At 68.9% G+C, this 26,969-nt stretch carries 16 protein-coding genes and 2 pseudogenes; 9 read left to right on the forward strand and 9 right to left on the reverse strand.

The genetic code is table 11. The features are described from left to right. Window positions 1-163 precede the first annotated feature (163 nt). From K2224_RS15265 to K2224_RS15285, 5 genes and pseudogenes are all read left to right on the forward strand, one after another. Window positions 164-1,939, forward strand: a complete 1,776-nt coding sequence (locus K2224_RS15265) for a methyltransferase (RefSeq protein ID WP_221907067.1) — start codon at window positions 164-166, stop codon at window positions 1,937-1,939. Between the two features lie 31 nt (window positions 1,940-1,970). Next, window positions 1,971-7,838 (forward strand): type I polyketide synthase, encoded by a 5,868-nt coding sequence (locus tag K2224_RS15270; RefSeq protein WP_221907068.1) that lies wholly within the window; start codon window positions 1,971-1,973, stop codon window positions 7,836-7,838. Window positions 7,839-7,894: 56 nt separating this feature from the next. Beyond that, window positions 7,895-9,580, forward strand: a complete 1,686-nt coding sequence (locus K2224_RS15275; protein WP_221907069.1) for an acyl-CoA dehydrogenase — start codon at window positions 7,895-7,897, stop codon at window positions 9,578-9,580. 84 nt (window positions 9,581-9,664) lie between these two features. Next, window positions 9,665-10,058 (forward strand): annotated as a pseudogene (locus K2224_RS15280) (ISL3 family transposase); the annotation flags it as partial. Window positions 10,059-10,220: 162 nt separating this feature from the next. Then, window positions 10,221-10,541, forward strand: a complete 321-nt coding sequence (locus tag K2224_RS15285; RefSeq protein WP_221907070.1) for a hypothetical protein — start codon at window positions 10,221-10,223, stop codon at window positions 10,539-10,541. Window positions 10,542-11,234: 693 nt separating this feature from the next. Here K2224_RS15285 and K2224_RS15290 read toward each other — a convergent pair. From K2224_RS15290 to K2224_RS15330, 9 genes and pseudogenes are all read right to left on the reverse strand, one after another. Beyond that, window positions 11,235-11,393, reverse strand: a complete 159-nt coding sequence (locus K2224_RS15290; protein ID WP_221907071.1) for a hypothetical protein — start codon at window positions 11,391-11,393, stop codon at window positions 11,235-11,237. 637 nt (window positions 11,394-12,030) lie between these two features. After that, window positions 12,031-13,695, reverse strand: a complete 1,665-nt coding sequence (locus tag K2224_RS15295) for an RICIN domain-containing protein (protein ID WP_221907072.1) — start codon at window positions 13,693-13,695, stop codon at window positions 12,031-12,033. 1,218 nt (window positions 13,696-14,913) lie between these two features. Beyond that, window positions 14,914-16,641, reverse strand: coding sequence for a caspase, EACC1-associated type (locus K2224_RS15300; protein WP_221907073.1), 1,728 nt, complete (start codon window positions 16,639-16,641; stop codon window positions 14,914-14,916). Next, the gene (locus K2224_RS15305; protein ID WP_221907074.1) at window positions 16,628-17,188 is read right to left on the reverse strand and encodes an effector-associated constant component EACC1; all 561 of its coding nucleotides are present in this window, start codon (window positions 17,186-17,188) and stop codon (window positions 16,628-16,630) included. The genes K2224_RS15300 and K2224_RS15305 overlap by 14 nt, the downstream gene beginning before the upstream one ends. A 182-nt stretch (window positions 17,189-17,370) precedes the next feature. Continuing rightward, a pseudogene (locus K2224_RS15310) lies at window positions 17,371-18,141 on the reverse strand (IS5 family transposase). Between the two features lie 56 nt (window positions 18,142-18,197). Continuing rightward, window positions 18,198-18,671: a hypothetical protein gene (locus K2224_RS15315; RefSeq protein ID WP_221907075.1), complete on the reverse strand. Its 474-nt coding sequence runs from the start codon at window positions 18,669-18,671 to the stop codon at window positions 18,198-18,200. Between the two features lie 43 nt (window positions 18,672-18,714). Continuing rightward, the gene (locus K2224_RS15320; protein ID WP_260692657.1) at window positions 18,715-19,020 is read right to left on the reverse strand and encodes a helix-turn-helix domain-containing protein; all 306 of its coding nucleotides are present in this window, start codon (window positions 19,018-19,020) and stop codon (window positions 18,715-18,717) included. 49 nt (window positions 19,021-19,069) lie between these two features. Beyond that, window positions 19,070-19,831 (reverse strand): class I SAM-dependent methyltransferase, encoded by a 762-nt coding sequence (locus K2224_RS15325; RefSeq protein ID WP_221907076.1) that lies wholly within the window; start codon window positions 19,829-19,831, stop codon window positions 19,070-19,072. A gap of 544 nt (window positions 19,832-20,375) precedes the next feature. After that, window positions 20,376-21,302 (reverse strand): hypothetical protein, encoded by a 927-nt coding sequence (locus tag K2224_RS15330; RefSeq protein ID WP_221907077.1) that lies wholly within the window; start codon window positions 21,300-21,302, stop codon window positions 20,376-20,378. Window positions 21,303-22,039: 737 nt separating this feature from the next. Between K2224_RS15330 and K2224_RS15335 the strand changes: the two genes are divergently transcribed. Genes K2224_RS15335 through K2224_RS15350 form a run of 4 tightly spaced genes read left to right on the forward strand, consistent with a single transcriptional unit; the run spans window position 22,040 to window position 26,765 of the window. Further along, window positions 22,040-22,768, forward strand: coding sequence for a TnsA-like heteromeric transposase endonuclease subunit (locus K2224_RS15335; RefSeq protein ID WP_260693457.1), 729 nt, complete (start codon window positions 22,040-22,042; stop codon window positions 22,766-22,768). Then, the gene (locus K2224_RS15340; protein WP_260692631.1) at window positions 22,761-24,836 is read left to right on the forward strand and encodes a Mu transposase C-terminal domain-containing protein; all 2,076 of its coding nucleotides are present in this window, start codon (window positions 22,761-22,763) and stop codon (window positions 24,834-24,836) included. Before K2224_RS15335 ends, K2224_RS15340 begins: the two co-directional genes overlap by 8 nt. Beyond that, complete coding sequence (locus K2224_RS15345) at window positions 24,830-25,903, forward strand: ATP-binding protein (protein WP_260692632.1); 1,074 nt, start codon at window positions 24,830-24,832, stop codon at window positions 25,901-25,903. Before K2224_RS15340 ends, K2224_RS15345 begins: the two co-directional genes overlap by 7 nt. Then, window positions 25,893-26,765 (forward strand): TniQ family protein, encoded by an 873-nt coding sequence (locus K2224_RS15350; protein WP_221906957.1) that lies wholly within the window; start codon window positions 25,893-25,895, stop codon window positions 26,763-26,765. The genes K2224_RS15345 and K2224_RS15350 overlap by 11 nt, the downstream gene beginning before the upstream one ends. Window positions 26,766-26,969 lie beyond the last annotated feature (204 nt).

A 26,969-nucleotide genomic window follows, 5' to 3' on the forward strand; every position in this document is an offset into this window, starting at 1 on the left:
CCTCGCCCACGCCATCTCCGCGAAGGGCGGACTCCCGGCCTGACCAACCCTGTTCCGCAAAGGGGGGGCAGGTTTCACGCGGATGCGCGCGTCATTGTGCGGGCTGCTCTCAGGCGGGCATGCTGAGGGCGCTCTGCCGGTTGCCGTGTCGAGGGAGCTGACCTTGTTGGACCCGTATGTTCATGCCCGGACGGCCGGCCTCGACGAGGCCGATCTTGCACTGATCAACGACTCTCTGTCGCTCGTCCTGGCGGCAGACGCACGTGCAGTCGTACGGGACCTGCTGCCCCGGCTCACTGAGGAGGAGCAGGAGTCCGTGGCCGCGCACTGCGACGTGGCCCACGCAGCTGCGCTGGTCTTTCCGTCCTCGCTCGACAGCCTGATCGCGGGCCTGCGGGCCGACGGCTGCACGGTCGGCGAAGCCGTCCCCAGCGTAGTGGTGCGGGAACGACTGAGCCGACGTTACGGTGTGCCGGTCGCCGCGCTGGACGTCGCGACCTTGCACATACAGGTCCCGGCTGCCAGTCAAGAGCCGCGCGAGATCGAACTCTTCGTCCTGGAGGCGGCGCCGGGGTCGGAGCTGTGCGAGATCGCCGTCAGGGAACGGGTGGAACGCAATGAGTCCCACCTCGCACTGGAGGTGAGGGCACCCGACAGCGTGGTTCTGGCGGGGTTGCGGGGGCTCCTGGCCGATCACGGCGGGCTGGCTGCCGACGGTGGGGGTTACAACCCCCTGGAGAACTGCACCGTGCTGTACTTCCTCAGCCCTGCCGCCGACGGCCGGGACGGGCTCTCCGTAACCGGCCCGGTACGCCCCAGGCGTCTGGAGTTACGGGCTCGCGGCGACCACCCGGCGGTCCTGGCCGCGCACCATGGCGCCGAGCCGGGCGATCCGGCGAAACGTCTGCTGGAGCTGATGACCGGAGCCTGGACGACCCAGGCGATCGCGGCGGCCGCCGAGCTGGGTCTGGCCGACCAGTTGCCCGGCCCCTCCGTCCGGTCCATGAGCGGGACCGATGACGCGACAGTGGCCGGTTCCGTCGCCGAGCTGGCCGGCCGTCTCACCGTCGATCCGGCTGCTTTAGTCCGTCTGCTGCGCTACCTCGCGGCCGTGGGGGTAGTCGCTCCTGCCGGAGACTTCTACGGGCTGACGGAGCTTGGTGCACTGCTCCGGGAGGATTCCCGTCACTCGATGCGCTCGCTGGCGCTGCTGTACGGCGGGCCGTTCTACCAGTCCTTCGGGGAACTGGCCCAGTCCGTCCGTACCGGAAGGGAGGCGTTCAAGGCGCTCTTCGGGCAGGGGCACTTCGACTATTTCGCCGAACGGCCGGGCCTGGCCGAGCTGTTCGACAACGCGATGGCGGCCAGCGGAGCGATGTTCGAGCCGATACCCGGGCTCTTCGACTTCTCGGATGCCCGCGTGGTGGTGGATGTCGCCGGAGGAAACGGGCAGTTGCTGGGCCTGGTCCTCGCTCGCGCCCCTCATCTGCGGGGCGTGCTCCTGGAGCGGGCGCACGTGCTGGAGGCCGCACGCCGGCACCTGGCTGCTATGGGCTGCGCCGACCGCTGCTCCTTCGTGGCCGGTGACTTCACCTGTGCCGTGCCGGAGGGCGGGGACGTCTACCTCCTGTCACGTGTCCTGCACGACTGGGACGACGAGCAGTGCCTGACCATCCTGCGCCGCTGCGCCGAGGGCATGCACAAGGAGTCCCAACTACTCTTGGTGGAGCGCCTGTTGCCCGACCTCAATGGGGTTGTGCCTGGTGATACGCCGTCCCTGGCAGTGGCCTGGGACCTGCACATGATGTGCAACGTGGGCGGCCGGGAGCGGACCGCCGGTCACTATCAACGCCTCTTGGCGACGGCCGGATTCGAGCTGCTCTCTGTGCGGGACCTGCCGCTGGAGGGCAACCTGTTGCACGCCCGCCGGCGGGGCTGACCAGCATGACCGGCGGGGAAAGGGTTCACTCATGGCGGTTACGGTCCACGACTATCTCGTCGCCCCCTCGGACGCCACCGCCGAGGGGTGCGGCCGTACGACACTGGCGGAGGTCTTCGCCGCGGCCGCCGACGCGCACGGCGACACCCCGGCCGTCGTCGGTTGCGGCGAACCACGGTCCTGGTCGCAGTGGCGCGCCGAGTCCCGGGCCTTTGCCGCGGGCCTGCAGGACTACGGCATCGGCATGGGCGACGTGGTCGCCGTCCACCTTCCGAACTGCTGGGAATTCCTGGTCGCCCACACTGCGGTGGCCGAGGTGGGCGCGGTGCTCCTGCCACTCCATCTCGCCTACGGTGAGCGGGACCTGCTGGCGTTGATGCGCCGGGCGGCGGCCCGCGCGCTCGTCCTGCCGGCCGGCTACCGGCAGGTGGACGGTGCGGCGCTCGGCCGGCGGCTGCTGGACCGGCTGAACGCCCTCGAACTCGTGCTGGTCGTCGGGGGCGCCCGGCTGACGGTTCCGCCGGAAGACGAGGAACGGGCGGCGCCGGGCGCCGACATCGTCTCGTACCACGCACTCGTCCATGACCGCCGCCCGGCCTCGCCCCGGCGCGTGGAACTGACGGCCGAGACGCCGCTCGCCCTGCTGCCGTCGTCGGGCACCACCTCCAAGCACCCCAAGCTCTGCCTGCACAGCCACGGCACGCTCTTGTCGAACGCCGCGACGGTGGCTCTCGACGGCGGTGCGAGCGAGGACGACATCATCGTGAGCGCCAGCCCGTTCACCCATCTCTTCGGCCTGTTGTCCATCCACCTGGCGCTCCTCACCGGAAGCCGGCAAGGCATGCTTCGGCAGTGGGATGCCGGGGCCTTTCGCGCGCTCGCCGAGCGCACCGAGGCAAGTGTGCTGTTCGCGGTGCCTGCGCAGCTGCGGGATCTGACGGCGACACTGCGCGGCGCCCCCGTGCCGGACCGGCTGCGCCTGCGCGAGGTGCGCACGGGTGGCGCGGCGGTGCCTGGTCCACTCGTGGCGGACGTGCGCCGGCTGGCCGGGGCATCGGTGGTTGTCCAGTGGGGCATGTCGGAGCTGGGTGCGGGCACCGTGACCCGGCCCTGCGACCCGCCGGAGGTCGCCGTGGGAAGCATCGGCCGCCCGCTCAGCGGCTGCGACGCGCGCGTGGTCGACGACACGGGCGCCCTCTGCCCCGAAGGCGTCACCGGTGAACTGCAGTACCGGGGACCGCACATGTTCCTCGGCTACCTCGGGGATCCCGAACGCACCAGGGAGGCTTTCACCGCCGACGGCTGGCTGCGCACCGGGGACCTGGCCCGCCGGAACGCGGACGGCACCCTCACCCACAAGGGGCGTGACGCGGAGGTGATCAACGTCGGGGGAATGAAGGTCAGCGCTTCGGACATCGAGACCATGCTCGGCGATCTGCCGCAGTTCTCGGCGCTGGCCGTCACCGCCCGCTCCGACGCCCGGCTCGGCCAGTACCCCTGTCTGATCGCCGCCCTGCGCCCCGGGGCCGTCATCGACCTGGCGGAGGTACGGGCCCATCTTGGCGGGAAGGGCGCCGCCGACTACCAGCAGCCGCTGGAACTGTTCCTGGTCGACGAGGTACCGCTCACCCCCACCGGAAAGATCGCCCGCGGCCGCCTGGCCGAGTTGCTCGCCCGCCCTTCGGAGACCGGAAGGCGCAGCCGGGCGGATCGGGTCACTCCCCCGGGGCTCGAAAGCTTTTATGCAGCCAGGGAGTTGATTCGCCAAGAGGTCGCTCGTGTCCTGCCGGCCGATGCAGCGGGCGAACTTGCGCCGGATGGCACCTTCCGCGAGTCAGGGGTCGACTCGCTCGCCGCGGTGCGCCTCGCCGTGAGCCTTTCGGAAGCGACCGGACTGGCGTTGCCGACGACCGTCGTCTTCGACCACCCGACCCCCGGGGAACTGGCCCGCCATCTGACCGAGCTGGTCGCTGGACGTCGGCTGCCGCGGACCGACCGGGAGGAGGCGCATCCCGCACCGGCACCAGAAAGCCAGGACCCGGTCGTCATCACCGGCATCGGCTGCCGTTTCCCCGGCGACGTCCGCTCCCCCGAGGAACTGTGGCAGCTGCTCGTCGACGGCCGGGAGACGGCCGCACCCTTTCCGGCCGACCGCGGTTGGGACCTCGACCGACTTCAGCACCCGGATCCCGCCCACCCCGGGCGCTCCAGTACGCATTACGGCCACTTCCTCACCGGAGCCGGGGAGTTCGACGCCGGCTTCTTCGGGATATCGCCCCGCGAAGCACTGGCCATGGACCCTCAGCAACGGCTCCTGTTGGAGACGAGCTGGGAGGCGCTGGAGAGCGCAGGACTCGACCCCACCGCGCTGCGCGGCTCGGACACCGCGGTCTTCATCGGGCTGATGGCGCCGGACTACGCACCGCGACTGGTCGAGGCCCCCGAACGTTTCGACGGACTGCTGCTCACCGGCAACGCGGCGAGCGTCGCCTCCGGACGCATCGCATACACCCTCGGCCTGACCGGACCCGCACTCACCGTCGACACCGCCTGTTCCTCCTCCCTGGTCGCCGTGCACCTCGCGGTCCAGGCGCTGCGCCGCGGCGAATGCTCCCTGGCCCTGGCCGGTGGCGCGACCGTGATGGCCACCCCGGCCTCGTTCGTGGACTTCAGCCGCCAGGGAGCCCTTGCGCCGGACGGCCGGTGCAAGCCCTTCTCGGCCTCGGCCGACGGCGCGGCATGGGCGGAGGGCGCGGGCGTGCTGGTGCTGGAAAAACTCTCCCGTGCCCGGCGGCACGGGCACCCGGTCCTCGCCGTCATCGCCGGTTCGGCCGTGAACCAGGACGGCGCGAGCAACGGCCTGACCGCGCCCAACGGGCTTGCGCAGCAGCGCGTGATCCGGCAGGCCCTGGCCGACGCAGGGCTTACGCCGCGTCAGATCGATGCCGTCGAGGCGCACGGCACGGGCACCCCGTTGGGCGACCGGATCGAAGCCGACGCCCTGTATGCCGTGCACGGCGGCGGCCGTGACGTGGGCCGGCCGCTGTGGCTGGGCTCGGTCAAGTCGAACATCGGGCACACCCAGGCCGCCGCCGGGGTCGCCGGCCTCATCAAGACGGTCCAGGCGCTGCGGCACGGCCTGCTGCCGCGCACCCTGCACACCGACCTGGTCTCCCCGCCGGTCGCCGGCGAGGCCGACGGCGTGCGGCTGTTGCTGGCGCCCCAGCCGTGGCCGCGCTCCGGCCGGATCCGCAGGGCCGGGGTGTCGGCCTTCGGGATCAGCGGCACCAACGCTCACGTGATCGTGGAGGAGGTCCCCCTGGAGCAGCCCGCCTCGACCTCGGCGCCGGCCGAGGACGAAGGCCGGTGGAGCGGTGACCAGGCGCTGCCCTGGGCACTGTCTGCCCGCAGCGTCCCCGCCCTGCGCGAGATGGCATTGCGGCTGCTACCGATCGCCGAGTCGGCCGATGTGTTCCAGGCGGGCCGGGCACTTGTCACCAGCCGGCCGTCGTTCGAACACCGCGCGGTGGTCGTCGCACGACAACGGACGGAGCTGATCGCCGGGTTGCGGGCTATCGCCGACGGCGGTGCCCTACCCGCCCACGCGGTCGGTGGCACTGCTCGTCCCGAGGGTGGTGGCACGGTCCTCGTCTTCCCCGGACAGGGCTCCCAGTGGGAGGGCATGGCAGCAGACCTGCTGACCGAGTCCGAGGTGTTCGAGCGGTCCCTGGCGGCATGCGAGGAGGCCCTCGCGCCGTACATCGACTGGTCCGTACGGGCCGTGCTGCGGCAGGAAGCCGGTCAGCCGCCGCTGAGCCGCGTCGACGTCGCACAGACATCCCTGTTCGCCGTGATGGTCGCGCTCAGCGCCCTGTGGCAGTCGCTGGGAGTGCGTCCGGACGCGGTGGTCGGGCACAGCCAGGGGGAAATCGCCGCCGCCTGTGTGTCCGGCGCCCTCTCACTGGCGGACGCGGCGAAGGTCGTCGCGCGGCGCGCCGCAGCCGTCCGGGACCTGCCGGACGGCCGGATGGCGGCCGTCGCCCTGTCCAGGGACGACGTGCTCCATCATCTGCGCGCCGGCCGGGGCCGGTTGTGGCTCGCGGCCGACAACGGCCCTCGCTCGACCGTGATCTCCGGCGATCCCGGTGCCATCGGCACCCTGCTCGACGAGCTCGATGACCGGGGCGTACGAGCGACCGGCCTCGCGGTCGGCTACGCCTCCCACAGTGCCCACGTGAACGGCCTCCGGGACCAGCTGTCGAAAGCACTCGACGGCCTCGAACCCGGCCCCGCACAGATGCACTTCTTCTCCACCGTCGAGCCGGGCCCGCTGGACACCACACGGCTGACCTCGGAGTACTGGTACCGGAACCTCCGCCGCCCGGTCGAGTTCCACAAGGCGATCCGCGCACTGCTGGACGACGGCTTCTCCCACTTCATCGAAGTCAGCCCCCACCCGGTGCTCACCTACCCGGTCCTGGACATCGCCGAGTCGGCCGGACGCCCCGTTTCCGTGGTGGGAAGTCTCCGGCGGGGCGAAGGCGACGAACGACGCTTCCTGCTCTCCGCGGCGGAGGCTTTCAGCAACGGGGCTCCGGTGGTCTGGAAGAACGTCTTCGCCGGGCGCCAAGCCCACCACGTCGAGCTGCCCCCATATCCGTTCCTGCGAGAGCGCTACTGGCTGTCGTCCGGAGCTGCGGTCGCACCGCCGCGCCAGTCGTCCGAGCGGAGGTCCGAGACCGTCGCGGCCGACCGCGATACCGACGAAATGCCGCTCCCGGAAAGCGAGTCCGCGCTCCTGACGCTCGTGCAAGACCACACCGCAGTCGTCCTCGGGCACCCCGACGGCAGGCAGATCGGCCCGGATGTGGCGTTCGCCGAGATCGGCACGGGTTCCCTCGCCGCGGTCGAGCTACGCGCCCGGCTGACTCGCACACTTGGACTTCCCTTGCCTTCCACCGTAGTCCTCGATCACCGAACACCCCGTGCACTGAGCGCCCGCCTATGGCGCCTCCTGTGTGACAAGGGACACCCGGAGCACGGTCGATGCGCCCCTCACGAGGTGCCGGACACCCTGGATGCCCTGTACCGGCAAGCCTGCCTGACCGGGGACGGCCGGGCCGCCGTCGAACTGATCAGCGCGGCGGCCCGGCTCCGCCGCACGTTCGGCGCGGGGTCCGCACCGGAGAACGCGCCCCGCGCCGTCCGGCTCGGCCCGGCAGGAGACGGCCCTCTGCTGCTGTGCTTCCCCTCCCTGCTCCCGGCCTCGGGGCCGCACGAATACGCCCCTTTGGCCGAGGCGTTGCGCGGCGACTACGAGGTGCTCGTGCTCCCGCAGCCCGGCTTCGCCGACGACGAGCCCCTCCCCCACGACATCGAAGCCCTCACCGCAGCCCACGCGACGGCAGTTGGCCAGTACACCGGCGAGGTGCCGTTCCTCTTGTGCGGACACTCCTCCGGCGGGCTGATCGCGCACGCCGTCGCCGCGCGGCTCGAGGAGCAGGGGCGCCCCGCAAACGGCTTGGTCCTGCTGGACACGCCATGGCCCGATCGAACCTTTCAGGACGCCGTGTTGCCCCGCGTCCTCTGCAGCGCAGCTGTACGACAGCAGCCCCTCACCAGGCAGGGCGTCCCCGTACACCGACTCACCGCCACCGGCGGCTACCTCCGCGTACTGGCCGGTTGGCAGCCCGCACCGGTCCGCACCCCAACACTCCTGGTCCGCGCACGACAGGCCGCCCCCGAGTTCGCCGAGGACGACCGGCGGTCCTGTCCGTGGCAACTACCGCACACCGAACGCGCCGTCCCGGGCGACCACTTCACCATGCTGGACGCTCAGGCCCCCGCGCTGGCCGATGCCATGCGAACCTGGTGGGCCGAGGTCACAGACGCGCCGTAGCCCCCGTCTACCACTCGCCTCATTAGGAGCATCACCCGTACCAAGGAGCACTGGACATGGCCCCCTACGACGGTGACCTCACGGAGCTGTTCACCGACGCCTTCTTCGCACGGGCACACCATGCCGACAGGCCGTCGCCCGCCTCGCCATACCTGGGGTTGCGACACCTCCAGTCCCGACTGCACGGCCGGCAGCCACTTCTTGCGGACCACACCCGGCTGCGGTCCGTGCTGGAACTGAGCGCGGTGGTGGATCCGCGTCTGTTCTTCGTGATGTTCCTGCACCACTGCATGGCCATCGGCGCCGCGCTCGACTTCGGCGCCCCGCCCGAAGACGTGGCCGACCTGGCCTCCGGGCGATGGATCGGCGCCGCCCTGATGAACGAAATCGGCCACGGCAACAGCAGCTCCGCCATCCGCACCCAGGCGGTCTTCGACCCGACAGCCCGCGAGTTCGTCCTGCACACACCGACCCCCGAGGCAACGAAGCGCCCGGCCAACGTGGGCCTGGACGGCTTCGCCAGACTGGCCGTGGTGAGCGCGCGCCTGTGGGTCGGCGGTGCCGATCGAGGAACCGCGCTCTTCCTCGTACCCTTGCGTGACGAGGACGGACCGTGCGAGGACGTCACGATCGAGCCGCTCGCGCCGACGCCGCTCCTCCCCATGGACTACGCGAAGGTCCGGTTCGACCGGGTCCGGGTGCCGTACCGCAGATGGCTCAGCGACGGCGCGTCCATCGCCGACGACGGATCCTTCCACGACCCCCTGGACGGGCCCGACGCCCGCACCCGGCGCAGCGTGGGCATGAGCCGCTTCGCCTGGGGGGCGGTCACGGCCGGCCTGGCCGCGACCGCGCGGGCGAGCGCGGCCATCGCGCTCACCCACGCCCGCCACCGCCGGACCAACGACCGTCTCGCCGGCGACATCTCGGCCCTCGCCCACCTCAACCAGCAGCGCCTCCTATTCGGCGCGGCGGCCGACGCCCTGGCCGCCACTGCGGTCGCCCGCCGCGCGACCGCCGCGAGCTGGCACCTCCCTCCCGGCGGCGGGGCCGGCACCGGTCCCTCGCCCGCCGACATGCGCACGCTGGCACTGAGCAAGGTCACCGTCGCCGTCCTCGCGGACACGGCCGTCTCCCGCTGCCGCACGGCAGGTGGCGCACTCGGCTTCTTCCCGGAACACCGACTGATCGACTATCAGGCCCTGACCAGCGCCTTTCAGTCCGCCGGCGGCGACAACCGCCTCATCCTGCTCGACACCGCCTGGACGATGGTCACCGGCACGGACTACCAGCCACCGGACAAGGGGCCCGTACCGAGCGGCTGGCTCTGTCTCTTCCGCGCCAGGGAACGCCTCCTGCACACCGAGCTCACCTCGGCTCTGCGCACGGACGACCAGGGCGGCACCGTCCGCTTCGAGTCCTGGAACGCCCGGACCGAACTGGCCCAGCGCCTCGCCGAAGCCCACGCCACACGCATCACGGCAGAAAGCCTGCGTGACGTCTGGCGCGCCCCCGAGGTCCCCGACACCGCCCGCCCCCTGCTTCGCGACCTGTACCGGCTCCACTGCCTGGGTCAGACAGCACCCCACACCGGCTGGTACCTGGCACACGGGCTGCTCGGGACGCAACAGGTCCTCGCGCTGCCCGAGCGGATCAACGAGCTCTGCCGCCGTCTCGTCCCCCACGCCCAAGCCCTGACCGAGCTGCTGGAGATCCCGGCCGAGCTTCTGCGCAGTCAGTGACGAAGGTGGGAGGGACCTTCCCCGGACCTCGACGAGTGCCCGATCGCCAGCGGATCGTGCTGCGGACACGAACTCCGCAGGAGTGTGCGGGCGCGGCCTCCGGTGTGCCCCACGCACGGCTGCCGCCACACCTTCCGCGACCAGGTGCCTGGGGTCCTGGAGCGTCACCAGCACCGCACAGCCCGCCTGACCAGGCAGGTCAAAGCCATAAGTCAAGGAGTTGGCAGGCCGGGCGGGAGCCCGCTTGCCGGCGATACTCGCGACGGGCCTGTCGCGTCACACGGCCCTGCGCACCCTGTTACGCATCCCGCTGCCCACTGGGCAGGTCCCCTGCGTGATCGGCGTCGACGACTTCGCTCTGCGCCGGCGCCACCGCTACGCCACCGTGGTGATCGACGCCGAGACTCATGAGTGTCTTCGAGGGTTGCATGTCAGAGTCGCCGCGTGGAGTCCTGGTGATGGGTCCGGTACCGGGGCCGCCCGCACTGGAGAACGGCAGCCTCCCTGGTCTGCGCGGGCATGGTTACGGCCTGACCGGCGTCCAGGCATCAGTTGAGGGCCACGAGTGCGGCCCGCCAGCCCCGCCCCCATCCGCTGGTTCGCATGGCTGCCCGACTGAACCGTCAGGAAGCCGACGAGGTTGGATGGCTTCGTGGCAAGACGGAAGCAGGAGAAGAAGCGGCCTCCCTTCGGCATGCCGAAGGGCATCTTCTTGCTGGAGGTGCCAGGAGGCTGGCGCCACAGTGTTCTCACTGTGGAAGGCCGGATGCTCTGCGGGCGCCTCGCTGACGTACCGGCCAACGCCAACCCCTCCGAGGCGCGGGCCGCCGCGACCGCCATGGTGGTAGGGCTGGCACACGACTTCCACGAAGCTGACGTCGACGTGACCTGGGATCCACCCCGGGAGCCCGGGCACTGGACTGCACATGTCACCGTTGCAACGGCCACGCAGAGCGCCTGAGGTTAACGACGGCTTAGGAACGGGCTCTGACCTTGCATGGTCGCGGCGTCGTAAGCACGGCATATGCATCCGGCTCTCTGGTGCGAGGCTGCGCTATCGCGCGTTCACGAAGAACTCCCCGGAACCTGGGTCGACCGCACCAAGTGGCTCACGCAGGAAGCGGCGCGCATCCGTGCCCGCGGTGCCGCCTGAACTCCAAGCCCGGTAACTCACCGTCGCTGTGGCCATACTCTGCTGAACGCCGACCCCATCCGGCCCACGTTCAGGAGACCCTATAGGAGGGCAGCGCGTTGTTCCGGCTCATCTACGACCCCGGCTGCGAATCCCTCCACGGCCAACTCCCGCCAGCCGTCAGCCGCGCCCTCACCGCAGCCCTCAACGCCGCCTGCCACGCCCCCATCGGACACACTGCACTCGTGGTGACGCCGACGAGTGGAACCGGCAGATCCGAGTTGACGGCGCCCTCACCATGATCTTCGCCAGCGACGGCCAGAAAACCCCGGCCATCGTCGACATCATCGACCTCAGCTGAAGCCTGCACTCGACACGCGCCGTAGCGGATCCGACGGCTGTCCCCCATCGCACGCCACGGGCTCACCGCCGGACCACACGGACACCAGCGAGGTCTGGATCGACCAACCCGGGGCCGGCAACCAGATGACCCCGCCCTGATGGAGGGCGTCCCCCGCCCGATCAGTAATCGTCGATCCCAACGAGGTCGCCGACGACCTTGGTAAGGACCGTCGCGATCGGGTGCTTACCACCCGAAGCGGCCTGCACCGGCGCGGCCAAGCCGAAGGCAAACAGGGTAAGCGTGGCGGAGATGGTCAGGACACGGAGACGGCGCCGCATGACAGGCCCTCCCTTTCTTTCCGATCGCGGGTCGCATCGGTATGCACGCGTGAGGTCGCGAGCGCGCCCGAGGCGAGGATTCGAGGAAGGCATTCCTCCGCGCCGCTCGTATTAACGCCCTGTCACCCGATGGGCGGGGCCCTCTGCGCTCCGACGAAGACTGAGTCTGCACACCCCGCGTCGAAGCGCATCCCCGTTCGACCCCGGGAGGAGACTCCGGCGGAGCAGGCGCCGTCGTCGCCGCCCGCCGACGCCGCACCGACGACGGCCCCACCGAGAACCGACACAACCTGCCCCATCCGGCCCCCGGAATTCGCCCTCGCGATCCGGGGGCCTTCGGCATGCCCGGCAGCGGAATGCGGGAAGACGATCAGGGAGGACAACAGCAGGAGCCGGCGACGCAATGCCGTTCGCGAAGTCCCCTTCGGCCACCTGTGGTTGAGGGGCTTCGAAGTGCCGGACGGACCCGTGCCAGCAGGTCCGTCCGGCACGCGGTATGGCGCACTGATCAGGCGACTACGCTGCCGCAACGACAGGCGGCACCAGGTCGTCTACGAGAGTCGCCTGAAGTTGGCTCGCCCGCTGCTCGCCGACTTCGATACGTCGGTGTGCGGCATCTACGTGTGGTGCGTTCGGATCAGCCGGGGTCGGTACCGCAGACGTAGTACGCCTTGCCCAGCCCGGTGACAGTGCCTGACAGCATCCCCAGGGCGGCGCCTGCTGCTGCTCCTTCAGGGCCTGCGGCAGCGCCGAGCTGGCCGCCTCGCAGGGCACCCAGCAGGGCGGCCCTGGCTGCGCCCTTCACCATGCTCTCGCCCAGTTCCTTGGCCATGCACTTGTTCCACTCGTCCGAGTTCTTCGGGTGCTCGCGGTCTGGGATCGGCCAGAACGCGGGGCGCATGGTCGCCTTCGCGGACATGGTCGTGAAGGCGGCGGGCTTGACACCAGCGGTCTTGACGGCCGGAGTGGTAGTGGTGCGGTAGGTGACCGACGGCATGGTCATGGAGCCTTCGATGGTGTCGCCTGGAGCGTTCTCGATGGTCTGCGTGATGACGTTGCCGGAGACGGTCAGGCCGACAGGGTGGGTGGTCCCTTCGGTGTCCACGACGGTGCTCGGCTTGATCGTGCCGATCTTGGTTCCGGTGGCGGTGTCGGTGAGCTTCACCTTGTTCGGGCCGTCCTGCGACGCAATGGTGCCGTCGGGGAGATCCGGGGTGAACGATGCCTTCGTGGCGAAGGTCAGCGCCGGTGCGTCAGCGCTCGTCACGTTCGTGGTGCCCGGCGGGTTCGGGCTGGTGTGGGCGACGTACATGGTCGAGCCGGCCGAGGAGTCGACGACGGGGACGGTGACGGTGGCGTCAGTAGTCCACGGGAAGCGGTTCTTGTCGAAGGTCCAGGTGCCGGTGACCTTCTTGCCGACGGCCGCGAAGTCGACCCAGCCGTAGTTCTTCGGCGGGACGGTGACGGCCACGCCGTTGATCTGCGACTCGTCCGACTGGTAGGCGACGGTCGATCCCAGCTGGGAGCTGATCATGGCCTGGACCGGAACGGACACCCCGGCCGAGACGGAGACGCTGGAGGAAAGGCTCATCGACCATCCACTGTGATAGATCGTCGTGAAGACCTGGGTGACCTTGTCAGCGGTGTCGTTGTACCAGACCGAGGACGCCTTCACCCTGGGCAGGACCTCCGGGGCGCCTTCGGAGGTCTGCTTCCATGAACACGTCGAGGTGTCCTTGGTGCACATCTGGGAGTAGTAGTCGAGCGCGAGCATCAGCGCCTCGGACGCCTTCGCCTGCGGCACCTTCCATTCCTGCGCGGAGGCGCCATTGCAGGAATTGGGCTGCGCCAGAACGCCCCACAGGTGCAGGCCACCGCGGTTGTCGAGGCAGTAGCCGTCATCGGCGCGCACCAGCGTGAAGGTGCCCGGCTTGCTGTCGATGGGGTGGAAATGCCAGAGCTGGCCGTCTTCCTTGTCGCCCGCGCCGCACGAGCGCTGGGTCAGCGGCTGCGTGGAGTAGAGGCACTTGCCGGTCTCGGTGTTGGCGATGCGGAAGGTGCCGGTGCCGGCGGAGATCAGGCGCCAGTTCGTGTAGTTGGCGCCGCCGGGGGTGACGGAGATCTGCGCTCCGTCACCGGTGCCGGTCGCGTTGAGGGTGCCGTCCGGGTTGGTGAACGTCCAGGCGCCGGAGTCGGCCGCCTGCGCCGTGGTGGCGGTGGCGATGACGCCGGTAGTGAGCATGAGCAGGGCGAGGAACGGGACCGCTATGAGGCGGCCGACGCCCTTGAGACGTCTATGCATACCAACCTTCTGTGGTGAGTCTGTGAACTTCCTGTGGAGCGCGGCGAGCCTATGGGTGTCCCCGGCGCGTCGTCTGCCCCCCTGACGATCTTTGGCGTGGCATTAACCACGAGATAGTTGCAGTCGTCACGACATGAGTCTGCAAAGGGTGATGAAATCGGCATGAACACACAGGAGTTCACGAGGGAGTGCTACGGCGCTTTGCCTGTGTAGTCCGTTGTCGTGCGGTCTCACTTCGGCTGAATCATGCCGCCGCTGAACGTCGCCCCGGTCGGTGATCACCCGGCCTTGCTCAAACAGTGCGCATGATCCGCCCACATCGCGAAACCGCGGAACCTGGAACTACGCGGCCTCGACCGCGTGCACGACGTGCGGCACGGCAGGCACATCCCCAAGAGCCGTACTGATTGTCCAGGGCCTCGCGGTAGTGGTCGCGCTGATCGTCAAGCTGGAAGTCCGCGACGAGGGACTGCATCAGCGTGCTGGCCGACCACGTCGGAGAAGCGCACCGGATCACGGCCAAAGGACTCGCCGCCGCAGGACTGACCTGAGGGGACCGGGGCGCCGCGGGAGCGGGTACACGGGCCGGGCTCAGTCGCAGGTAGAACGGGATGCAATGCTGCACCGATATATGCAGTTTCGCTCGCCCGTCGGTGGCTCGCTGGGTCCCTGGCGTGCGTCTTCGGGCCAGACGGGCCGCATCCAAGCGCGTACACGGAAACGACGGGGGGATCGGCCCCTGGAACGACGTGCGGGCAGCATCAGCTGCACCTCCACGAGGGGCTTGCCGGAAGTGGAGGAACGCGCTGCCCGGCAGCGGGTGGAGGGCTGCGTGAGCAGGCCGACCGCCTGGGTGCCGAGTTGGATCAAGCCGACACGGACTGGCGGGAACTGGTCATCGCCTAGCAGCAGGTTGGGCGGATTCCGCGATGGAGCGCGGCTGCCGGCCTGGGTGCGCTGGCGGCCGACTACCAGCGCACCCTGTCAGTGCCGGCCGACGCCCGCGGCCACGACCGGGCGGTGATGACCTGCAAGCGGATCGCCATCGCGATGGGGATCGAGCTGGCCCCGCCCGCAAAGATCGAGCGAGTAGTGCGCTTCCGACCCCATCACCTGAGCGATCACGGTTGGGTTACCCGGACCGAAGCGGGCTGGTTCATGCCGGCCGACGGGTAAGTCAGCGTTTCGTCGGCATGACCATCGAGCTGTGCCACGCCGTCAGGCGAGAGCGATGGCGCTGGCCGCGAGTATGGCGATGCACCCCAACAAGCCCCAGGCCAGGGACGCGCAGATGACAATGACGAGAGGTTGCCCTCGCATGCGGCTCGGCAGAGCACGCATGAACAGGGAAAGCACGACGAGTTCGATTCCGTACCAGGCGAGGTAGCTCCAGCCCCAGTCGGCGGCCGGGATGTCGATGTATTGCTCGCTGTTTCCGTCGACGGCGACCTCTGCCACCTGTCCGCGCCAGATTCTGACGTCCGCCGGTGCACCGCCGAGTGCTGCCTTGTAAGCCTCGTATCGCACGGTGTGGGTCTCCGTCTTGCCGGAGGCCCGCCTGATCGTCAAGCCATAGTTGTCGTTCTCGTTGAGCACTCGGGTATCGACGACCTGGTCCACTTCGCGGGTGACGCAATCCGTGTGGGACGGGCGGGCTTGCGTGCAGATCGGCGCGTTGCGGTAGTCGGCCAGTCCTCGGTAGTAATGTGCGGCCAAGGCGATGCCGACGATGCATGCCGTCAGACCGAGAGCCCCAAGTACCCACCGGGTCAATGGCGATGTTCGTGTGGAGAGTACGGCAAATTTGGTGTCGAGGAGGACTCCTGGCGATCGGCCTCGACGTGCCCTTGGCCCTCCACGGGTATCCGAAATGAGGCGGCGGGACCCGCTCCGCGTTACGGCGGCTGTACCTGCCCCTTGCTCCCGTTTCAGGAGAGGGGGATCGGTGTTCTTGCCTGTCGCACCCTGGCCTGATGCTGGAGGTCGATGGACCGCCATGCCGAGAGGCCGGTCCGCGGCGCGGCGCCGTTCAGTCTCGTGTACCAGCGGATTGCGTGCCGAGGGACCGGTAGTTGGCGGGGATTCGGTGCCGTTCACGGGGTGGCGAACCGTGGCGCGGTTATGGCGGTTGTGCAGGTGGATGTTGCGAGCAACCCGGTTCTGCGCGTACTGCTGCGGGTGATGACTGCCGCGTTCACGCATGTGGTGGCGGATCTTTTCCCAGCCGTGCTCCAGACTGAACGTCGGCCCCGCTCCGGGGATGCCGCCGTACAAAACCCTGATCAGTTCTCCCGTGAACTCCGGGTAGTCCGCCCCGGGTAGCACAAAGGATTCCTCGGCTGCCGATGCCGACGTCAGGACACAGTCGCCGTAGTCGTCTTCGTAGTAGTTGCCTTCGTTGTAGTCGTCTTTGTTGTTGGTCTGGCCCAGTTGCCACTCCAGGGCTTCCAATTCCCCGAGGGAAACTGCGAGTTCCTCGCGTGTCGGAGCTGTGGTGGCGGACATTTCGCCGGCGAGGCCGCTGTAGCAGCAATCCAGTACCGTCACGCGATACCGCGCCCTGTGACCTGCCTCCCGCACGACGTCACGCAGGTGTCCGTAGTTCAGCGTGCCGACTTGTGGGTGATCCGCGTCTGCTTTCGCCAGTGCCAGGTACAACCGGTGGCTGCGGTCACGCAGGCCGTGCCCGGCGAAGTACACCAGCAGCGTGTCGCGGGCCTTCTTGGCCGCGTCGCGCACGGCGGCCTGTACCTCTTCCGCGGAGTGCTCGGCTCCGAGCACCTGAACGTGCTCGGCTGGGAGGCCCCAGACGGACGGGTCACGAAGGAGTTCAGCCAGCCGCCGTGCGCCGGCTGACGCTTCAGGCATCGGCCTCAACGCCGGGTGGGTGTAGGCATCGATCCCGATCAGGACCGCGCGGCTCCGGGCGGGGTCAGGAACCGCCATCGCCCTCGTTCTCCGCAGACGTACCCTCGGCGGACGCAGACGGGGGAGGCGATTCCGTCCCAAGCTGCGGCTCGGACGCGGACTTGGACGCGGACTCGGCGAGGGCGCGTGCGAGGCGTGCTGCGTCCTGCTCGGTGCCGTTCTCCACGACCAACCGCACATCTCCGATCTCGATCACCATCCGCGCCCCCGGCCGCAGGCGCGGCGGCAGCGACGCACGGAAGGACCTGTGCGCCCGGAGCAACGACAAGGTGCTGAACCCGGAGGAGACCGCCAGGCTGATCCATTCCACGAGGTCGCCGGACATCGCGCCGTTGGCTGTGTCCGGACGGACGCGTTGGATCTCCGTATGCAGGCCCACATTTCGGTCCTGAGTGAGCCAGTCCGCGAAGTCGGCGGTCAGACGGGCACCCTCGCCCCGCGACCCACTGCCATCGCCCGTTCCGTCGCTGTCGATCCATACCCGCAAGGCAACCCCCTGGCCACCGGTCAGCGGGGCATGACTGGCTGAAAGCGCCCCCGCTGCACCACCCGGATTCGTCGCCATCACAGTAGGACCACATCGCCACCAGCGTCCTCAATATGCGTAAACCCACTGGGAACGCCTGCTGCGAACCCTTTCCGTGCATATGCCTTCTGGCGGCGCTGGAGAGGCCGTGGCTGGATCGTCGCGCTGCACGACCGGCTGCGCGGACAGGCACATGCTCCTCCTAGGACTTGTCCCGGCGATCACGTGCGGAGCCAGATGGTCAGGGCTGCGGCAGTTGCGGTGCCGAGGTGGACGTAGCCACGTTTGTCGTAGCGGGTGGCGACGGCCCGGGACTGTTTCAGGCGGTTGATCGCCCGCTCGACGGTGTTGCGCAGGCGGGCAGTCTCGCTGTCGGTCTTCTCCGGGATGGTGTGGTGGATTGGCCCGCCGTCGCAGGTACTCGCGGATGGGGTCGTTGCTGTAGGCCTTGTCGGCTGCGAGGCTGTCGGGCTTCTTACGTGGTCGTCCCGGGCCAGATCTGGGTACTCGGATCTTCTCCAGGACCGGCTTGAACTGAGTGCAGTCCGCCCGCTGACCTGGAGCGACGATCAGGGACAGGGGACGGCAGCGGCCGTCCGCGCTCAGGTGGAGCTTGCTGGTGAACCCGCCCCGCGAGCGGCCCAAAGCCTCACCTCCAGCGCCACCTCCACCAGGCGGGCGACGAGACTCTGCCACGGTCTCTCGTCCTGGTGTTCCAGACCTACGGCCCCTTTTGGTCCCGGGGCCGTAGGCGAGTCGGTGCGGGCGCCGGCCGCATGTTGATGCGCGCGCACGATGGTGGAGTCAACCGAGATGTCCCAGTCGATCTCACCCGCCGCATCTGCCGCGGCCTGGACCCCGCTCCGCACCCGGTGCAGAATCCCGTCGATCACCTACCGGTTGTTCCGCCACCTTCCACACCGCCCGTTGCTGACCGGCAGGAACGGCCGCAGCCGTTCCCACTCGGCGTCGCTCAGATCACCCCGTCCCATGACAGGAACAACGACCTGGACAGATGGCAGTCGCAAGATCACGCAAGCCCTGATCCCTACTCCGTGACGAAGGGGGCGTATCCGACCGGGACCTCGCTCACCTGAAGGTCCGAGAAGAGCAAGGTCACGTTGTGTGCGTTGGTTTCGATGCGCACCTCGTGAAAGTCGATCCCGAGGGCCTTCGACCAGCGGCGGGTCGCCTCGGACTCAGGAAGGAGCTTCGCTCCCGGGTACATGGCGTGCCACTTCACACCCCAGACGTATCCGTCGAGGTCAACACCGGTTTCGTGGTCGATGAGCCGGTCGTCCAAGGAGACCCGCCAGGTCTCCGCAGGCACTGACGTCTCACACCGGGCTTCAACGCAGTACCGGAAGAGATACCGCAGGTGAGACGGCGCGATGCCGGCACGGGGATCAGCCGTCGCGTAGATGATGACCTCGTAGTCCCGCATGTAGTTGGTGTATCCGTGGTGCACGACAGCGTGATCGAAGGTCTCGTCCAGCATCTGCTCAAGTACGGCGGTATCCATGCCGCCCTTCTACCTCACCTGGCAAGACCTTCGATAACGAGATTCACCGGTGCTGGGCGCCGCTGCCCTCAGAGATCGCCCGGGCAGGTCCTAGTTCGGCGGCCAGCTCCGGGCAGCTCCAGCGGGACACCGGCAGGCCGGTCTCGGCCGGCAGCCGGCAGGCCAACGCCTTGGCCTCGGCGCGCTGCAGCGCGGTGAAGACGGGCGGGCGGGCGGCGTGGGAGCGATCGGACAGCCCGCCAAGGCCGTGCTCGGCGAAGCGGTTCCGCCAGCGGCGAACGGTGTCCAGGTGGAATCCGGTAGCGGTGGCGATCCGGTTGTTGGAGTGTCCGCGGGCAGCACGCAGCACAACCTCGGCCCGGCAGCACAGCGGTATTCGGTCTTGTGCCCGTTGCTCGCTACTCGGCCGAGCCGGTAGCCGGGGGCACCTCCAGAACGAAGAACAGGAAGCACATTTTGGTCGAGAGGCTGTGGAAGTCGTCGGGGTACAGCTCGCGGCCGGCCGGATCGGGCTGTGGCTCGCTGATGACGGCCAGGCGGAAGCCGGCCGCGGTGAAGGCGTCGGTCATCGCGTGCAGTGGCCTGCGCCAGAAGGTCATCGGGGCGGACTGTCCCACCAGGGTGGCCCAGTCGTCGGTGTAGCTCGTGGTCGCGGAATAGTCGGGCCGAGGATCCTGGATCGCGTAGTCCACGAAAGGGTGCTGCACCGACGCGATCAGTCGGCCGCCGGGCCCGAGCACCCTCCGCATCTCGGCCAGCGTCGGCCCCCAGTCCTCCAGGTAGTGCAGCACCAGCGACGCGAGGACAGCGTCGAACGCACCGTTGGTGAACGGCAGCGGGTTGCTCAGGTCGGCCACGTGCAGGGCCGCGTCGGCACCCAGCCGCCGCCGCGCCAGCTCCACCATCTCGGCGCTGGAGTCGATGCCGGTGACGAGGGCACCCCGATCGCGTAACGCGGCGAACAGGGGGCCGGAGCCGCAGCCGGCGTCGAGGATCCGGCGGCCGGCCACGTCCCCGGCGAGGGACAGCATCGCGGGCCGCTCGTAATAGGCGTTCAGGAAGCTGGTCTCGCTCAGGGCCGAATACGCCTCGGCGAAACTGTCGTAGTCGTTCACCCGGGCCGGAGGTGCGGGCTGGGCATGGCTCTCGGCGGTAGGCATGCTGCGGTCTCCGTCTTGTCGTCACGGCATATGGCACTGACGTCGTCCTGGTGATCGACGTCGATTCGGTACGCCCCGGTTCCGGCGCCGCCGTCCAGGAGCTCACTGACGAAAGCGCCGGCGCTTCGAGGCGGCTCGCCACCCGCCCACCTCTCGGGTGCGACCCGCGACCTCACCGCTGCTTTGCGGTGGCGATGCGAATCCACTCGCGGGCCGTGTGGTCGGCAGCGTCCATGCTCGCGTCAACCGACCCCCGAGGCCGATCCTTCCAGAGCCTCCCACTCACCGAGCGTCACAGACCAGGGGGTTGAGCACAGCTCCCTGCCCGACCGCCACGCATGACACCAGCCCGGAGTCAACCCCTGAAGGACTTCCAAAGCCGACCACTTGGCTTGCCAACGGCGTGGATGAACGTCCCCGCCTGCAAACACACTGTGCCCGGCGCCGGGCCCCGGGGCCCGGCGCCGGGAAGGCTCCGACCCAGCGGTGGCGCCGGCGAGGAACTCGTCGAGGTACGGGAACAGTAGGGGCCAGGTACGCGTTCTCAGGGCGTCTTGGGTGCTTCAGGGGCAGGTCGGACGTCGGTGACCACCAGAAATAATTCCCGAGGGTTCCGAGGGTCGCCGTGGGTCAACCTCACCGTGTAGTTGACGACCCGGCCCCGGTAATACTCCCCCGCCCTGCTTTCGTTGGGGTAGGTGAAGTCAAGGATCATGCCGCCGTTGTCGGGCTTGATCCGCCCGTGGGGCGACCACTTGGAACAGCCGACGAGCACGGTGCCCTGAGTGGATTCCAGGGCAAGCCGCGGGGCCGGGCAGCCGGGAACGTGTTCGTAGCCGCAGCCGAGGCGGGGACCGGAGCGTGGGTAGAGCGCGAAGGGCTGCCCGTGATCGTCAACGATCGTGGTGCCGTGACGTCCGGCGCACAGCCAGTCGATCTCCAGGTGCCACAGGATCTCGTCGCCCCCGGCAGCGGGCGTGATGATGAACTCCTCGACATCGGTGGCGCTCACCGAGAAGGGGAAATCCACGTCCTCGGCCTGCAACTGAGGCGTGGCCTTGTTGAGGTCGGTGCTGAAATGCCGCGGCGCCACCCTGCGGAAGGTGGGCGGGGGCGTAATGAGGCCATGGCATGCCCGGCGGGCGGGACGACGGGACAGGACCACCGGGCGCATCCTTCGCAGAATTACCGCCCGCCCGGTCAGGCTGCTCTCCACGGTGACCCGGAAGGAGCCCTCACGGACCATCACCTCGGGCGGGTCCGTATCCAGCAGGACCGTCTGCTCGTCGTAGGGGGCGTCCTTGCCCGAGCGTTCCACCGTGACGATGAGCGGGCTCTCGGTGTCCTCGAAGCCATCACCCGGCAGATGGAGATGGACCCCGCCGCTGATCGCCCCCGCTTGTACGACGGCTCCCTGCCGCCCTCCGTTCACCTGGTTCTCGGTATTCCCGGTCTGCTGTTCGTCGCTCATCCATCCCCCTGCAATGACCGGACGTCACACCCATTGTGATGCCCCACCCAACTGTGCTCCCTCCACAGGCAGTTCACCATCCTCGGTCCGGGCCGTACCGCCGCGCGGCCGGTGGCGGCCGTCCCATCCCGGGGCGTCCGATTCAGGCACCTGGCAACCACGCGGCCCGCCGGGGCAGCTGCCTCCGCGGCTGCCCGTAGGCCGTGATGCCCGCGAGCTGCTCGGGCTCGGCGCGGCGAGAGCCAGTAGCCACCGCGGCTCTGACCGACACGGCACGGTGCGCCGGTACCGCCGCCTGGCAGCAGCCGGCGCCCAGGGCGCCGCTGCTCGTCCTGCTTCATCCCAGCCGTCGAGGCGGCGGTGCGCTGCGCGTCTTCCTCTGCCAGAGCCGCCGGGCCGTCGTGATCTGCACTGGCATCTCCTGCCGACTGCCCAGGAGGCCGCCGCCCTCGTCACGCCGTACCAAGTTGTAGGTTCGCATTTCGCCCGTCCCTTTCTCATTGACCGTGGCCCTTGTCTGTCCCAAAGGGTGTCGCGGTGAGACGAACTTCCTGTCCTGTCGCATCGAAGCTGTCGGATTCTCAGTCGTTCTCGTTCGCGCTGGCGGATTCTCACTGCGTCGCGTGCTGAGCGGCGACGTTTGCCTCGTTCGTGGGGTTTGATCTCACTTCTCTGGTCTCGTTCTCGCTGTACCTGTCACCGTCGCTTTCGGCAGGTAAGCGGAGCCGGGGGTGGCGATGGACCTGGATCTGGTCGATGTCGAGTGGGCTGACGGGGAGGGCGGTGGGCCGAGGAAGTCCGTGCTGGAGGCAGCATCTCGGGTCCCGTTCGAGTCTGTACTTCCGGTACGACAGTTCGCGTCGTATCGCGGGCAGCGGCACTTCACGGGCAGGTACTGGGCGGCGACGACGGAGTCGCTGGTCGGGTTCGAGTCGTGGCTGGAGCGGGACCGGGCCATGTTGCTCGACCATGACCGGCGGGTGGTGGGGCTGGCTTCGCAGCCGTTCCGGGTGACCTGGCCGGGGGCGACGCGTCGGATCTCGCATACGCCGGACTACTTCGCACGGCTGGAGGACGGGTCGGGTCTGGTGGTCGATGTCCGGCCGGAGGACCGGGTAGGTCCGGAGGACGCGGTGAAGTTCTCGGCGACTGAGGCGATGTGTCAGGCCATGGGTTGCTGGTCGTATGCGCTGGTACACGAACCCGAGCCGGTGGAGATGGCCAACGTCCGCTGGCTGTCGGGCTATCGGCACCCGCGCAACCGGGTCGGCGAGGTCGTGGCTCGGCTCACGGATGTCTTCCGAGATCCGCGGCTGCTGATGGACGGCGCCAGGGATGTGGGGGATCTGCTGGCGGTGCTGCCCACGCTCTTCCACCTGCTGTGGTGCGGTGAGCTACGGGCCGATCTGACGGTTCCGCTGGGGGATGGCTCTGTGATCGGTTGCGCGGAGGTGAGCCGTGGGTGAGCTGGCTCCGCGAGGGGTGTTGCGGGTCGGGGATCGGGTCCGGTTCGAGGGCAGGACCCACCAGGTCATCGGGCTGGAGGGCACGGCTCTTCGGCTGCTCAGCGACGACGGGGACACCAGCGTCATGGCCGCGGGATATGTGATGGCGGCCGCGGACTTCGAGGTGCTGGACCGAGGGTCGGACGCTGTCCCGGCGGCGACCTTGCCGCCGTTCGCGCTGGTGGACGCCTTGCCCCCGCCGGTCGTCGAGCAGGCCCGGTTCTGGGAACGGCATGTCGTGGAGGTGCTCACCGGGTTGCCGCCGGATGCGCCGGAGGGCGCCTCTCCTCGGCCGGAGTACGACCCGGCCTGGCGGACGCTGATGGAGCGCGAGGCCGCGAAGGTCGCTGAGTTGGCGGCCGGTGGACAGCAGCTCAGCCAGCGGACGTTTCTGCGGATGCGGCAGCGCTACGAGGCCGAGGGATTGTGGGGTCTGGTGGACGGCCGGTCCCGGAAGCCGCCGGCGCCGGTCCCCGGCACCGGCCGAGTGGACGAACGTGTCGTGGCAGCTGTCACCGAAGCCCTGGATGGACAGACGGAGCTGTCGACCGGCGACCGCAAGCGCCTGATGATGCAGGCCGAGCAGATCCTCGACGCGAGACACGGCGAGGAGGCGGTGAAACTTCTGCCGAAGCGGGCGACCTTCTACCGGCTCGTGAACAGCCTCGCCAAGAACAACGAAGCCTTCGGATCGGCAACGGTCCGCCGTCAGAAGGCTCTTCGGCCCATGGGCCCCTTCACGCCGTCGATGGCCGCCCGGCCCGGAGAGATCGTGCAGATCGATTCCACCCGCCTGGACGTGATGGCGGTGCTGGACGACGGCGTCATCGCCCGACCGGAATTGACAATTGCGGTCGATGTCACCACGCGCACGATCTGCGCGGCCCTGCTGAGACCCGCGGGCACGAAAGGCGTCGACGCCGCAGTGCTGCTGGCCAGGATGCTGGTTCCAGAACCGATGAGGCCGGGCTGGAGCCATACATTGGCCATGGCGGACTCGATCCTGCCGCACGAGCGGCTGATGGCCATCGATACGCGGCTGGAGCAGGCCGCGGCCAAGCCGGTCATTGTCCCGGACACCATCGTGATTGACCACGGCAAGGTGTTCGTCTCCGACACGTTCTCCTCCGCCTGCTCGTTGCTGGGGATCTCGCTTCAGCTCGCCCGCCCCCGAACCCCGACGGACAAGGCGATCGTGGAGAGGACCTTCGCGTCGATCAACTCGCTCTTCTGCCAGTACGTCGCGGGTTACACCGGCTCGGACGTCACCCGCCGCGGCAGCGACCCGGCATCCGAAGCGGTCTGGACCCTCGCCCAGCTCCAGGACCTACTCGATGAGTGGATCATCTGCTGGCAGCAGCGTCCCCACGAGGGCCTGCGCAACCCCTACATGTCGGGACGGACGCTGTCCCCGAACGAGTCGTACGCGATCGCCGTTGCCCGCGCCGGCTATCTGCCCGTCGCGTTGTCGGCAGAGGACTACATCGAGCTCCTGCCCGCGGTCTGGAGGGCTATCAACGACTACGGCATCAAGGTCAACTACCGCACCTACGACAGCCCCGAACTCAACCGCCTGCGACGACAGCCGTCCGGCCTGACGGCCAAGGACGACCTCTGGGAGGTGCACTACGACCCCTACGACGTCTCCCGTGTCTGGGTACGGCGAAGCGACAGCCGCCGGTGGATCGAGGCGCCCTGGACGCATCTGCCCATGGTTCGGGCCCCGTTCGCCGACTTCACCTGGCGTCACGCGCGCCAGCTTCTCGCCGACCAGGGCCACGACGACACCAGCGAGACCGCCATTGCCCAGGTCCTGGCGAAACTTCTGCACCGGTCCGGGAAGCCGCCTGCCAGGTCCAAGCAGGTCCTGGCCCGCACCCGGGCCGCCCTCGAAGCGCCCTCACGGCCCGCACTTCCGCCTGCCGCAGCCGCCGATGCAGGGGATCGCGAGGTCGAGGACGAGGAGGTGCCGGTCACACCGTTCGGCGTCTTCAACCCCTTGGAAGAGGAAGGCAAACCGCTGTGGTGACACCCCCCGCCGACACCCTCGACGACGAACACAATCCGCTGACCACCAAAGATGGCTGGCACCGGTTCGTCGACGCCATCCCAGCATGCCCGCAGATGCTCTCGCTTCGGGCCTTCAGGGCCCTGAGTGAGGAGAACCGCCTCGCTTACAACGAGCCGCGGCTGGATTACCACTCCCGGCTGGTGATCGTGGCCACCCCCACCATCCGCAACGTGTTCACCACCGGACGGCGCCTCGTCCTGCTCAACCGGCACCAGATCTCCGGCCGCCGCGGACTGATCGTCACCGGCCAGGCCGGGACCGGCAAGACCACCGCCATCGCCCAGCTCGGCCGCAACCATGAGCTCCTGGTCCGCAAACGTCTTGGCCCGGCCGCCGCGGGACGCATGCCGGTTGTCTACGTCACCGTCCCGCCCCGGGCCACCCCGAAGATGCTCGCCATCGAGTTCGCACGGTTTCTGGGGCTCCCGGTCGTCCGCCAAGAAACCCAGAAGTCCATTACCAACGCCGTCTGCGACCTGTTGATCAAAATGCGGGTCGAGCTCGCGCTTGTCGACGAGATCCACAACCTCAACCTCGCGACTCAGGCCGGGGCCGAAGCTTCCGACCAGCTCAAATACCTGTCCGAGCGCATCCCCGCCACCTTCGTACTGGCCGGCATCGATGTCGCCGCGAGCGGCCTGTTCAACGGGGTCCGGGGACAGCAGATCGCCGGCCGCTACACCGTCACCGACACCCAACCGTTCGCCTATGGCACCAGCGCACAGCGGCAGAACTGGCGGAGCCTGATCGCCTCGCTCGAAGACGCGCTGCGGCTGCACCGGCACAAGCCCGGCAGCCTGGTCAAACTCGACGGCTATCTCCACGAACGTACTGACGGTGCGATCGGCAGCCTCTCCCAACTGGTCCGCGGAGCCGCCCTCGAAGCCATCCTCAACGGCAGCGAAGTCATCACCCGCAAGACCCTTGACACCATCGAGGTGGACCAGGCCGCCGAGAGCTCACACGGTGAACGCCGCCGAGCACGACGGCCCCGCCGCAAGAGGCCCGACGCCGATGCGGCCTGACCAGCTCCGGCAGCTGCCCGTCTCGCCCGGCCCCATCCACAACGAGACCCTCGGCTCCTATCTCCACCGCCTGGCCGTCGCGAACAACCGACCCGCAGGCCCCCTCGCCCGGCTCCTGGGTCCCCTGCCGCCGGAGTTCTCCCCGCTCAGCAACACCACAACCGGCTGGACATCCCACTCAGTGGAGCGTTTGGCGACGCTCTCCGGACGCCCAGCGGCCAGGCTCGCCAGGGCCCTGCCCGCGCTCGCCGACTTCCTCAACCCCGACGCCTCGGGGTCTCACTCCGACCGGGTGATCGGCCGTCCCTGCCGCTGCTGCACGGCCAGCCGCAGTCCATCGGCTTCCGTGGTGATCACGCTCTCGCCCGCCCACCAGCACGTCTGCCTGAGGCATCGGCTCTGGACCCGTTCCACGCATGACATCCCGCTCGCGCACCTGCCGGAAGTCCTTCACGCCCAACGGCGACTCGACCGCTTCGCCCGCCGCCACCGAAAGATGAGGCAAGCCCTCGATGTCGGCTGCAAGATCGTCGACGAGTGGTCCGCTTCCGGCATGCCGATCGATCTCAGGCGAGAGTGGACCGATCGCCTCGACCGCATCGAAGCGCACTCCGCCAGCAAGATGATTCCAGCGGAGGACCGCCACCGCCTCGCGGCCTTCCCCGAGATCGTGGTGCTGGCCACCCTGGTCCTCGACCCGCCGACGAACACCATCGTCCCCAAAGAGCTCTATCTGGCCACGACTGCCGAGCTGAGCCGACGATTCGCCCGGATCTACACCACCCTCGGAACCCAGGACCCTCTCTACCGGCGCTTCTGCCTCTATCGCGAACGGGACTTCCGCGAAAGCCACATCGGCTGAGAACGCGGGAATCCTGTGATCTCAAACGATCTGGCACCCCAGCAGGTCAGAGACTCGCCATCTGACAGGCTCACTGCGACAGGACACTTCCATCTGGACGAAAGCGAAGCCCCTACCAGCGGGCGGGACCATCCTGCGCGTCGACCGGGACCAGGTCCACGCCGGGAACGAGCCCGGCCCGAACGGCTACGTGGAGGAGGCCCG

The organism is Streptomyces sp. BHT-5-2, assembly GCF_019774615.1.
Lineage (GTDB): Bacteria > Actinomycetota > Actinomycetes > Streptomycetales > Streptomycetaceae > Streptomyces.